Raw genomic sequence first — 11,958 nt, forward strand, 5'->3', positions numbered from 1 at the left:
TTTATGTGTTTAAAAATGATTGACCTGCTTCAGAAATCATACTTTGATCCCAAGGTGGTTCAAAACTTAGTTTTACTTGTATTTTATCTTCAGGAAACGATTGTTGCATCGCTTGTGTGGCTGATTCTACGATAGATTCACCCATCGGACAAAACCTAGTGGTCAAAGTCATGATGACGATAACGTCATTACTTTCTTCTTTGAAATCAGTTTCATATACTAAGCCTAGATCAACTATGTTTAAATCGATCTCAGGGTCCATAACCTCATATAAAGCAGTTATAGCAAGTTCGTTTTTCTCGGGGTTATTTGTTTTTATATTCATTTAATTTTGCTTTATGAAAGAGAATTTTAAATACATTAAAGTTATACAGTACCGCAGTAATTAAAAGAAATACGGCACCAATGTTTAAAAGTAAAACATTTGTTAGAACAATCCCCAATCCGAAGATTATAAAACCAACCAGATAGACCACGCCATTCATAATAAAAATTTTATTGTTAAAAAGTTCTTTAGGATTTGGAGTTTTTCCTAATCCCGCGATTCTGCTATAAACTCTATTCCAAACAATAAAAGGCAAGGTCTTAAAGGTCATTCCCAATATTATGGTTGTGATCCAACCGAAAAAAATGGTGAATCCATACAACATTACCAACTGAGAACTGCTAACTGTTGCGAACATGATAATGATGGCAATCAATACAATTACTGGAACAATGGTTAAAGCGACTGATAGTATAGAAATCTTTACTTGTTCATCCACCTTTTTGCGAATACGCTTGGTATAAGACCAGTAGATATGATTTCCGAAGAGTATAACACTTAATCCAATTAACACAATCGGAATAAAATACAACTCTACTTTTACAGATAAGAAAAACATAATGATAAAACTGATCAGTCCCAGATTAATAAGTACATAAACCAGCCATAACCGTTTTTGATTTTCATATTTTGAAATGAGGAACATGGGTATCAACCGCGATCCTACACCAATAATCATCAGTAAGAACCAGCCAATGATTCCTAAATGGGCATGGAGTGAGAGAAAATCAATAGAACTTTGTGATAGGACATTGGTAGAAAAATTCCAAACCAATAAAAGCCCCAGCAAAGTAGTCATAAATAGATACAAAACCGACGTAAACGCAAATACAGCGTGTACATTTCGGCTTTTACTATGGTATATGCTTAACCACAAATTGGCCAAATAACTGATAACCGAAAGATTGATAAGTATAGCGCCTATCATGGCCACTACGCCCATATTAAACTCATAAAATGCAAAAACCAATAATGGGATACCAATAGCCGCAAAGACAAACGACAAGTAAGCCAATAGGTTGCTGTGCAACTTTCCTTCTATCATTACAGGAAACAATTGGTGACTTGCACCCAAAATAATCATAGTTCCCCATCCAAGAGCCATGGTATGCGTAATGGCCAAGGTAGGCGGATTAAAATAATGTTGGGTAAATGCGGTAGTATTGGTTAGTATTAAAATAGTGGCAATTAGAAAAGAAAGTGCAGCATAGCCATAAAAAGGTAACACTACTTTATAGGAAGTGTTTTTAATAGCGCTATTAGTTCCGGCGACAATCATCTTAGCTTTTAAAAATTAAAAGACGAACCTCTCCTTCGCTGATTTCCTTTATACGATAGTCAAACTTTCTGTCTGACAATTCAGGAAGTAAGAACACTGGGATGCGTTTATGGTATACATAAAGTGCTTCGTCAACTGGTAGTTTATCAAGTTCTGCCAAGATGGTAAGCATAGGCTGGGGCATTTCCAATTCCCGCACATCTACAGTAACCAACTTGTCAATAAAACGCTGCATAACACTATCCCACCCACTGTCTGCACCATCTTTTGGTTTAACTTCAACAGGAGTGTTATCGGATCTCTTATAGAAATAGGTTTCTACCAACTCATTACTTATGATATCCGCATAAACATCAAATCCTTGTTTCTCCAACATTTTTATTAAAGGCACCGGTTCAAAAGTATTGATAACCTTTAAGGCCTCCCCTGCTTGAATAGATTTCATCTTATCTAAAATTAAAGTCAAGGGGTCTTTACCAGATGCCAATAATTCACGTACATCAAAATCAATTATCTGATTTTTGGTTAGTGTCGTGATAAATGCAGGTAATTCCTTTTTGTCTTCAACAACGGCTACGGTCTCAGTATCAATTTCAAAACCTAAGGGTTTGAGTTTGCTAAAGAAATCATCTACCTGACAGCCGGCCATCTTAGATGCCATAGCAATACTGGTTCTGCCGGCAAGCAGTTTCCGGAGCAGTGGATTTCTTAGTTTATCAAACTTTTGGTCGATGCTAATTATCGCCTCCATGGCATCTGGATGTGCTTTAAGCAGGTGCGCAATTTTTGTATTTGCATTAATGGGTTTCATCGCTTTGTTGTAATTGAATTTCTAATTTTATGGCTTTAGGAAAAAGGATGTTATTTTCTAAATGAATGTGTAAATGAAGATCTTCTTCAAACTCATCCAACAAACGATATAGTAAAGTGTAACTGGCACAAGCGTCTTCGGGTAAGGTATAATTGTTGGTCAGTTTTCTAATGTCATCCATTTCATTTCCAACGGACAGATGTTCTGCTTCGTGATGTGTTATAAAATTTTGAAATTCTTTAGAACTTAGAGTTTTTTGTGAAGGAGTTTCTTTACTTCCCTTTATCATGGAGTTAATTAAAGGAAACAATCTTTGTTCTTCTTTTTCCATGTGCGCCAGCATATCTGCACCTACATCTTTTACCAGATTCTTTATTTCAACCAATTCCGGATGGCGTTCCCCATGAACCTCCATGACCTTTTCAGCATACGCTGTAAGATCGGGTAAATTTTTTCTCACGTAACGGTGATGGACATTCACAATATAATCTGAAAGGAAATCTAATTCCCATTCATCATAAGGCATTGGGCGCGATGAAGGCACCTTATCAATCTGTTGTAGTTCTTGCTCTACTTTGGTTAGATCCAGACCTTTTTCAGCACAAGCTTCTTGTACTGTTTTTTTACCACCACAACAAAAATCCAAACCATACTTTTTGAACACTTCTGCTTTACGTAAATCTTTTGCAGCCAAAGCTCCAAGTGTTTCTTCATTCTCGCCAGAAACGCGTTTTCTGATTCTTATTTTCCACCATGCCGGACCTTCTTCCAAATACTCCCAAGTAAATATATTTCCTTTTTGTCCCAATAACTGATAGTAAAGTGGTTTTGGATCATGATCATTGTGTATGATCAGACTCTCTCCTTCTTTTAATTCATTAAAACGGTTAAATATGGTGGGGTGTTTTTGTTGTGGTTCTAGTAAAGTAACATTTAGGATATTCTCAAGTGTTGTTTCCATTTTTTATAGGGATTTTAAAGATCCGGCAGTTTTTTAAACCGGCCAGGAGTAATATTTGTTAATAAATTTTAGTCAAAATTAAAAATAAATTTGCAATAAAAGTATTAAAGTACTTTTTTTCTTTAATAAAAGGTTTTTAGTTTAATTTTCTCAAAATAAAGCCTTAAAATTGCCCTTTATTAATAACAACATCTTTATATCTTAAACTACTATGGATACTAAAACCCAAACAGAAGCGCTAGACATGCGCGTACATATTCCTATAGAACGGCATAGAAAGCTAATTCAACTCTTCAAAGAATTGCCTGTAGAGGAGAGTTTTATTTTTATCAATGATCATGATCCGATTCCGCTGTATTATGAATTTCGTTCTATATATGGCGATGTGGTTGGATGGGAATATCTAAATCGTGGCGGACGGGAATGGAAGGTAAAAGTGACCCGCACCGAAGCTTCTCAGGGCAGAGAGTTTACGGAAATATCAACCTTACTCGATCTTCGAAAAGCTGAAGAAAAAGAATGGAAACAAATTGTATTTCATCGTTATGGGATGATGGAACAAGGAGATGTCATGGAACTTATTGCCGCGGAAGACCCTAAGGAAATTCATGCCATATTCGTGAATAAATTTGAAGGACAACATTCTTGGATATACAAAAAGCAAGCGCACAATGAAGTTGTAGTACACATCATTAAAGAAGTCAAAAGTGGTCTAGGAGTTGATGGATTTTCCGTAGTAAATGAGTTTGATTTGCGACCTTTCCCTCCAACAGAACGCCACGAAATGTTTTATAAAGGCTTTGCCGATATAAAACCTGGAGAAGCTTTTGAGTTTATTAACGATCATGATCCTTTGCCTCTTTACTATCAAATGGAAGCAGAAAGCAAAGATCCGTTTAAATGGGAATATATTATTAAAGGTCCCGAAGAGTGGAAAGTAAGGGTGATCAAGACCAAAAACTAATCTTTTCCAGGGAGTCACATACGGCTCCCTATTTTTTTACACCATAGAATGGGTCAATCTATTATTTATGAGTGAGGCGAACAATTTCATCAAAATCATAACCTGCTCTTGCTAATGCTCTTTTGGCCGCTGCTATAGCAATCGGTGCAGGATTTGGAGGTTGCACGGGAACTTCTTTTGTAGCTTTAAGTTCGTCTAGAAGTTCTTGGGTTTGTCCCTGAGTCAATGCTTCACAAATATCATATAATCCTCCTGGCTCCTCTTCATCCCTATTATGCTTTTCTAAGATATACCTAATCACTTTTATTAGAGATACCGTAGGCGGAGGCACCATTAATGCAGTAATTGCGCCATGTTCGAGTCGATATTGTGGAATGACTTTCTTTATTACTTCAGGGTCTACTTTTTTAGCTGCCGGAAAAAGTGTTTTCTCTTCCATTTTAATGTGTCGCAATAATCGGGTTCGAAATTGATGGTAATACTTCATTTCAATGTCGTTTGGTTGCTCAATTGCCTTATTCAAGAATATATCAATCTGGCGATGATCGTTTTCGAAGAATTGATGTAAAGGTTTGTTCATAGATTTTTGAGTGTTGATTTTAAGCTAAAAATGTAACCATTGGAACCATAAAACACAAGGTAGAGCTTTGGAGGTATCCAACGGAAGATAGTATTAATATCTTCAAAAAACCATTTGTTTTCAAACTTTTCTCTAATCCCACTGATACAGAACATCGAGGAATTCTAATGATTATAAGGTATTGAGAGATTTTAGTTTCATGTTTATTTGTATGGCCCGTTTTTTAAATACTTTCAACTGAAGATTTCCAAAAAATTTCTACCGTTAAGAGGCGTCTTTTTTTATCTGTACAGTAATTGACTGAAAATATAAATTTAAACAACTAGAATTTTTGTGATATAAACAGTCAATAAAAAACAAATACCGATTATGCCCAAATTAACTACGGCACGAATAATCCATATATGTTTCGAATAATTCTGTTTTAAAAATTGAGTTATTAAAACAGCAATTGCCATTATCAAAAACCAAATTGTAAAGAACAATGATATTTTTCCACGATATAATGTGGTAACAGCATCATGTAACAATCCGCAAAAAATGAAGGTTAGAACTAACGCAACCGCATTCGGAAAAACGTTCTTAAGGGGTTTAAACACATATATTCCCAAATAGTATCCAAAAATCGGGTTCCAATAGTTCCAGAACGTAGAAAAGTTTTTAGCTCCCAATGAACGATGGAGATTATTTCTCAATGATTTTGGACTTCCTAAAGATACGCCATTTCTTTTCTTGATGTATTCGGTCAACGTTATATTCATCCAAGGGCCTTCTTTAGGTTTTGACAAACATTATCAAAAAAGTCTTCAATTTCGCACTAAATTCAAGACCAACTCTTCATTTATCAGACCTAATGTATCAATTTGCTTTCTAAATCGATTAGTCAAACCCAGTTTTCTTTTCTGATCCAAATATGAGCACCATTCAGGAATCGCATAGGCCACATCCTTTTCAACCCTGATCCATATAATTATTGGTGGTTTTCTTGCTGTCACGCTTACTGGCTTTCCCTCACTTTAACGGTAATGCTATACAGCAACTAATGTCTTTTAAAAGCCAAAAAGTCTGTCCATCGTAAAAATTGATAGAATCGTTGGATAAAGGTTTATATCACTAAATGCCTATTTGCGGTTTTTTCCACCGACTTTGTCAACACAATATGCAGCTCTTGTCTATCAGCGAGCCGAATTCTTAGTAATTGTACCACGTTATTTTTTAGCTATTTTGTATACTTCTTTATTATTTTCCTCTTTTTTTCGCCATCTGTTTTCTGACAAATTTCACCCTCAAACTCCATTTACTAGATATTTGGTTTTCTAAAAAATTGTTTTCAAGTTTATCAAATCCATCTTCAATTAATGCATTGTGTAAAGACCGTACAGCAAACGTCCAAATTAAGATCCCTTTGCCTTTTGCATTCATCTCAAGTGTGTGCTTCACCTCAGTGATATTTTTTGTATGTGTTCTGTCGTCGGTTAACCTATTGCATTTTGATACATGGAAAGATACTGCAATTGCTCCAACCACATCCTCAGGTTTTATTTTAGGTCAGGTTTCACAAGGCATAGAACCAATATGGTCCAATGTGTATGTAAAAGATATTGCCAAGATAAAAACAACCATAAAAAACTCGTATTTAGAACAGTTGCTGGAAGAAAAAGGAAAAAACACTCCTGAGGTTTGGCGAGATATTCGTGACAATGATGGGTCAGTACAGCATCTTGAGTTCTTGACAGAAAACGAAAGAGACGTATTTAAAACCTATTCCGAAATTGATCAATTAGATCAATAAAATTCACGTTACCGCTTGGAAACTCTGATTAAAATCTCTCTATTACCAACATAGTATGAATGCTGCCGAAAAGTTTGCTCAGAAAAAAGACCGTGCAAGTTGTGAAGCATAGTAGTTATTGTGAAATAGGCACATAATAAGTTACCAAATACATTTAAGAACAGGTCAAAGCAAATTTGCACCTGTTCTTTTTTTTATGGCAATTAAAGTCGCTGCAATAGAACAGATTTTCTGTTTTCTATAGTCATGAGCTTCGACTTTTTAATCCGTCTTTTAAATTCACAAGTGCTCTCCCAAATCTCTTTTCTTTTAGTATTCCAATCGCTAATTTGCTGCGGATTCCAGATTGACAACATACCAACAAGTTCTTATTATCAGGTATTTCATGGCATCTTTCGGACAATTCATCCAACGGAATATGAATGCTGTTAATGTAATATGCATCTCGCTCCGTTTGTGTTCTCACATCGAGTAGATTAAAACTTGATATGTGTTCTTCATATTTCTGATAACTGATTTCTTCGATATCTTTGGGAATGCCACAAAATGCTTGGTAATCATCTTCCAAAGTTGTGATGTTAATCGATATATTCTTTTCAACAGAAAACAGCGTCTGCTTTAAGGACAGCGCGTCAAAAGTCAATAGTTGCCCTGACAGTATTTTTCCTAGACCTAAGATTATTTTTAGGACTTCATTGGCTTGTAAACTCCCGATAATGCCAGGTAAGACACCTAATACTCCAATTTCTGAGCAATTAGGAACTTCGTTATCTTTTGGTGGTGTTGGATATAAGCAGCGGTAGGTTGCCCCATTTCTAAAGTTAAAAACGGATACTTGTCCTTCAAATTTATGAATAGATCCAAAGACTACTGGTTTGCCAAGTAATACAGCGGCATCATTAATTAGGTAACGTGTAGGAAAGTTGTCCGTTCCGTCAACAATAATATCGTAGTCTGCGAATAATTCAAGAGCATTGTCTTTTGTTAATCTTGTTTGATAAGCATTATATTGGATATACGGATTCAACATTTGCAAGCGTTCAACAGCCGATTTTACCTTATACCTGCCAAGATCTTTATGAGTGTAGAGTATTTGCCGCTGGAGATTGGAATGCTCAATAATGTCATCGTCTACAATGCCAATCGTACCCACGCCCGCTGCTGACAAATATTGTAGCACAGGACAACTCAGTCCGCCGGCGCCAATGACCAACACCTTTGCTTGCTTTAATTTTAATTGCCCAGCTATTCCGACCTCATCAAGACGTAAATGTCTGCTGTATTGTTCCTGTTCTTCTGCGGATAAATTCATTTTAAACTGATTTTGAAAATGTTTCATCCCAATCCTTCCAAACAACTTCATAACCTTGGAATTGTATCATTTGTTTGATTTCCTCAGTACTGCGTGCATCGCAAATCTCAAACTGTTCCAATGATTCTGGAGCAACAGCGTAACCACCAGGGTTGGTTTTAGACTCCGCACTTATTGATGTAATCCCTAAATTGATGATATTGTTTCTAAAGTTGGCGCTTTCGCGTGTGGACATGGACAATTCTACATCTTCATCTAACAATCTGTAAGCACAAATTAATTGCACCAAATCGGCATCTGTCATTTCAACTTTAGGTTCCACATTGCCCTCGTGCGGACGAAGTCTTGGAAATGAGATGGAATATTTTGTCTTCCAATAGGTTTTCTGTAAATATTTTAAATGTAATGCGGTATAAAAACTATCAACTCTCCAGTCTTCCAAACCAAACAGCGCTCCTATTCCAATTTTATGGACTCCAGCTTTCCCTAAGCGATCAGGAGTGTCCATCCTATAATCAAAATTTGATTTTTTCCCTTTCGGGTGATGTGTTTTGTAAGTGGCTTTGTGATATGTTTCCTGATATACCAATACGCCGTACAGACCTTCTTCGATAAGAGATTCATAGTCGTCTTGATCTAAAGGTTGTACTTCAATACTAATGTTGGAAAAATGTGCTCTAATTAAACAAATGGCATTTTTTAAATATGAAACACCAACTGTACTGTTAGCTTCTCCCGTAACTAAAAGTATATGATCATAACCCAAGCGTTTAATGTGGGCTACTTCCTTAAGAATTTCTTTATCAGAAAGTGTTTTTCTCCTTATTTTATTTGTCATACTAAATCCACAGTAGGTACAAATATTTTGACATTCGTTAGAAAGATACATAGGGAGATACATTTGGATGGTATTTCCAAAACGCTTTTTTGTGAGCGCTTGACTACGCTGTGCCATTTGTTCAATAAATGGTTTAGCGGCCGGAGAAATCAACACTTTAAAATCTTCCAATGTGATCTTCTCTTTTCCTAATACGCGCTGAACATCATTTGAAGAAATATTATAAATGTCTTGTTCTAGGGTATCCCAATCGTATAAATCGAAAGTATTTTTAAAACTACGCATTCAAAAAGGATGTTAAAGGACTGCTTGCTTCTGCATATTGTTTTTTAGAGGCCAGTTTTGCTTTGTAAGCCATTCTACCTGCTTGTACAGCTAATTTAAAAGCGATAGCCATTTGAATGGGATTTTGACTGACGGCAATAGCGGTATTAACCAAAACTGCATCTGCACCTAATTCCATAGCGTACGCTGCATGCGATGGTGCTCCAATGCCAGCATCTATTATTACAGGGACATTACTTTGCTCTATAATAATTTCTAAAAAATCGCTGGTCATGATCCCTTTATTACTGCCTATTGGAGCTCCTAAAGGCATAACACATTGTGCTCCCACATCTTCTAAACGCTTGCACAACACAGGATCTGCATGAACATAAGGCATGACAACAAAACCTAACTTGACCAACTCTTCGGCTGCTTTTAATGTTTCAATCGGATCTGGCAATAAATATTTAGGATCTGGATGAATTTCTAATTTTATCCAATGTGTTCCTAAGGCTTCTCTGGCCAATAGCGCAGCAAAGACAGCTTCTTTGGCTGTTCTTACTCCGGATGTATTTGGCAACACATTCATGTGTTTTTCTTTGAGGTGCACCAATATATTGTCAGACTCGTTATCCAATTCTACTCTTTTTAAGGCCACCGTAACTAATTCGCTTTCAGAAGCAACAATAGCCTCTTGCATTACTTGCGAACTACTGAATTTACCCGTCCCAGTAAATAATCTGGAATTGAAGGTTTTATCGGCTATTTTTAGCACATCTTTCATATTGAATTTTGATTTGTATTCCATAGGTCTTCTTGTAGTTTTGAAATTCCTAGAAGCTTCTGGAATGATTTAATTTGGTTGAAATCTTGGGTGATTTCTTGAGATACCGCAATACCATAAACACCGGTTTTTATAATTACAGAAACATCATTTAGGGTTATTCCTCCTATTGCTATAATGGGAATTTCGATCCTAAGAGATTGCAGTAAGTTTATATAGCCATTCAAGCCTAAAATAGGACTTAAGTTATGTTTGGTATTCGTAAATCTAAAAGGTCCCAATCCTATATAATCTACGTCTTTACCTATAAGCTTCTTGCAATCTTGACTGGTATTTGCTGTTCCTCCAACGAGTTGCCAACTGTATAAGTGCTTTCTGGCCTCTATAGGGCACGCATCTGTTTTTCCCAAATGAACGCCGTCAGCATTTACTACTTTGGCTATTTTATAGTGGTCGTTTAGAATGAATCGGGCTTGATAATGATTGGTGATTTCTCTTGCTTTTTCTGCTGTTTTTAGAAGCGTTTCATACTCCAAATTTTTTAGACGCAACTGCACCCAGTCGGCACCTGATCTACATGCATTTGTAATATTATCCAAATGGTCTTTTGGACTATCGCCCTGTGATATATACTGTAATTTTGATATCATGTTAATACTGTTTTATGGTGTATCCCTAGTAGCGAAGTGTGAGAATTCAAAAATTGTTCTGTATAAAGTTTAGCATTTCTACAAGCATCCTCCAATTCAATTTCTAAAGTAATATTGCTGGCCAAAGCGGAGGAAAAGACGCAACCGCTTCCATGTTTTTCAAAAACCTCAGCTGTATTAGGCGGAATATTGACAACCACAATACTACTATGGTACAGTTCATCCCATCCTTTTTTATCCGCCCTATGCCCACCTTTTAGATAGACATTTGTCAAATTACTGATGTGGTTAAGTGTTTCTTCAATGGTCATTTCAGGATATAAATTCTGAATTTCATTATAATTAGGCGTTATTATATAGCAAAGTTGCCAAATATTATCCAGCACACTCTGTTCTTCATTGGAATGAAAATCGAATCCCGCACTTGCTGTAAGAATGGGATCTAAAACGACTTTTATTTCAGGGTTTAGGGCATGAAGTTTTTCTAAAATAAGCAGTAAAGTTTGCCAAGATTCGATAATTCCGATTTTTACAACATGGATTTCAAATTGCTCAAAGAGGATGTCAATTTGAGCCATAACAGTATCAGTAGTCACCCAGCTACAAGATTTAAATTTAATATCGTTTTGAACGGTGATCGCGGTACATACTGACAGACCATAAAGCCCATGAGCTTCAAAGGCTTTTATATCTGAAGTAATCCCTGCACCGCTGCTAGGATCATGCCCGGCAATGGTTAGTATGAATTTGTGTTTGCTCAAAATAGTTTTTTTATGTCTTTAAAAGCCTCCACAGGATGAGCGCTGTTCCAGACCCCTCCTAAAACACCCACACCTTTATAACCTAAAGTTTTAAAAGATTCGATGTTTCCTGAACTTACACCGCCCATTCCGATGATGGTTTTATCAATATGATTCACATCAAAGCCACGACCTTTATAACCTTGTTTGGATAGCGATGAAAATACGGGGCTTAATAGATGGTAATCAAACTCGAAATAGCAATCTTCTATAGCTTCCGGTTCATGAAAGGAGGAGCTAATAGTTTTACCATACATTTCCAAGTTTTTAAAATACCGTCCTGGATTGTCTATATTATCTATTCTCATTTGTTCCTGAAAATGAATGCCCTTTAAATTGAAGGCATTTATTAATTCATGAAAACTGTGCACGACAATTCGGTTATGGTATTTCTTATCTATTTTATTTAAATACGACACATGCTCATCGAAATTTTTAAACGGTTTTCTAAGATGGTACCATTCCAATCCCTCTTCAAATAATTGGTGTAGAATTTCTATTTCGTGAGCGGTATCCTTTTCTGGAGCTATTAGAATTATCATAATAGATTATTGTTTTTTATAAAAGTTACTGAAATATGTCTGATATTATGCCT

The 11,958-nt window shown here is 36.1% G+C and carries 13 protein-coding genes and 1 pseudogene; 2 read left to right on the forward strand and 12 right to left on the reverse strand.

Features of this window, described 5'->3' with window-relative positions; translation table 11 throughout:
- Position 1: 1 nt before the first annotated feature.
- From JEM65_RS15125 to ric, 4 genes are read right to left on the reverse strand one after another with little or no spacing between them, the layout of a single operon-like run.
- Positions 2–325 (reverse strand): metal-sulfur cluster assembly factor, encoded by a 324-nt coding sequence (locus JEM65_RS15125; RefSeq protein WP_199601232.1) that lies wholly within the window; start codon positions 323–325, stop codon positions 2–4.
- Positions 306–1,604: a hypothetical protein gene (locus tag JEM65_RS15130; protein WP_199601233.1), complete on the reverse strand. Its 1,299-nt coding sequence runs from the start codon at positions 1,602–1,604 to the stop codon at positions 306–308. The genes JEM65_RS15125 and JEM65_RS15130 overlap by 20 nt, the downstream gene beginning before the upstream one ends.
- A gap of 1 nt (position 1,605) precedes the next feature.
- Positions 1,606–2,415 (reverse strand): DUF2249 domain-containing protein, encoded by an 810-nt coding sequence (locus JEM65_RS15135; RefSeq protein ID WP_199601235.1) that lies wholly within the window; start codon positions 2,413–2,415, stop codon positions 1,606–1,608.
- Positions 2,402–3,376, reverse strand: a complete 975-nt coding sequence (gene ric / locus JEM65_RS15140; RefSeq protein ID WP_199601237.1) for an iron-sulfur cluster repair di-iron protein — start codon at positions 3,374–3,376, stop codon at positions 2,402–2,404. Before ric ends, JEM65_RS15135 begins: the two co-directional genes overlap by 14 nt.
- A gap of 211 nt (positions 3,377–3,587) precedes the next feature.
- Here ric and JEM65_RS15145 point away from each other — a divergent pair, with 211 nt between their 5' ends.
- Entirely contained in the window at positions 3,588–4,340 is a 753-nt protein-coding gene (locus JEM65_RS15145; RefSeq protein WP_199601239.1) for a DUF2249 domain-containing protein, read from the forward strand.
- A 61-nt stretch (positions 4,341–4,401) separates the two neighbouring features.
- Here the strand turns inward: JEM65_RS15145 and JEM65_RS15150 are convergent, their stop codons facing one another.
- Together JEM65_RS15150 and JEM65_RS15160 are read right to left on the reverse strand one after the other, a co-directional pair.
- Entirely contained in the window at positions 4,402–4,920 is a 519-nt protein-coding gene (locus JEM65_RS15150) for a hypothetical protein (RefSeq protein ID WP_199601241.1), read from the reverse strand.
- A gap of 1,239 nt (positions 4,921–6,159) precedes the next feature.
- The gene (locus JEM65_RS15160; RefSeq protein WP_199601245.1) at positions 6,160–6,360 is read right to left on the reverse strand and encodes a hypothetical protein; all 201 of its coding nucleotides are present in this window, start codon (positions 6,358–6,360) and stop codon (positions 6,160–6,162) included.
- Positions 6,361–6,430: 70 nt separating this feature from the next.
- Here JEM65_RS15160 and JEM65_RS15165 point away from each other — a divergent pair.
- Positions 6,431–6,824 (forward strand): annotated as a pseudogene (locus tag JEM65_RS15165) (ribonucleoside-diphosphate reductase subunit alpha); the annotation flags it as partial.
- 132 nt (positions 6,825–6,956) lie between these two features.
- Here JEM65_RS15165 and JEM65_RS15170 read toward each other — a convergent pair.
- From JEM65_RS15170 to JEM65_RS15195, 6 genes are read right to left on the reverse strand one after another with little or no spacing between them, the layout of a single operon-like run.
- Positions 6,957–8,024: a ThiF family adenylyltransferase gene (locus JEM65_RS15170; protein WP_199601247.1), complete on the reverse strand. Its 1,068-nt coding sequence runs from the start codon at positions 8,022–8,024 to the stop codon at positions 6,957–6,959.
- A 1-nt stretch (position 8,025) separates the two neighbouring features.
- Complete coding sequence (gene thiH / locus JEM65_RS15175) at positions 8,026–9,147, reverse strand: 2-iminoacetate synthase ThiH (RefSeq protein ID WP_199601249.1); 1,122 nt, start codon at positions 9,145–9,147, stop codon at positions 8,026–8,028.
- Positions 9,140–9,913: a thiazole synthase gene (locus JEM65_RS15180; protein ID WP_233530686.1), complete on the reverse strand. Its 774-nt coding sequence runs from the start codon at positions 9,911–9,913 to the stop codon at positions 9,140–9,142. Before JEM65_RS15180 ends, thiH begins: the two co-directional genes overlap by 8 nt.
- Entirely contained in the window at positions 9,910–10,563 is a 654-nt protein-coding gene (gene thiE / locus JEM65_RS15185) for a thiamine phosphate synthase (RefSeq protein WP_199601251.1), read from the reverse strand. Before thiE ends, JEM65_RS15180 begins: the two co-directional genes overlap by 4 nt.
- A complete protein-coding gene (locus tag JEM65_RS15190; RefSeq protein WP_199601253.1) occupies positions 10,560–11,324 on the reverse strand; it encodes a hydroxymethylpyrimidine/phosphomethylpyrimidine kinase in 765 nt (254 codons plus the stop codon). The genes thiE and JEM65_RS15190 overlap by 4 nt, the downstream gene beginning before the upstream one ends.
- Positions 11,321–11,905 carry a thiamine phosphate synthase gene (locus tag JEM65_RS15195; protein ID WP_199601255.1) on the reverse strand — a complete coding sequence of 195 codons (585 nt, stop codon included), beginning with the start codon at positions 11,903–11,905 and terminating at the stop codon, positions 11,321–11,323. Before JEM65_RS15195 ends, JEM65_RS15190 begins: the two co-directional genes overlap by 4 nt.
- Between the last annotated feature and the right edge of the window lie 53 nt (positions 11,906–11,958).

It is taken from the genome of Gelidibacter salicanalis (assembly GCF_016469035.1).
Taxonomy (GTDB): domain Bacteria; phylum Bacteroidota; class Bacteroidia; order Flavobacteriales; family Flavobacteriaceae; genus Gelidibacter; species Gelidibacter salicanalis_A.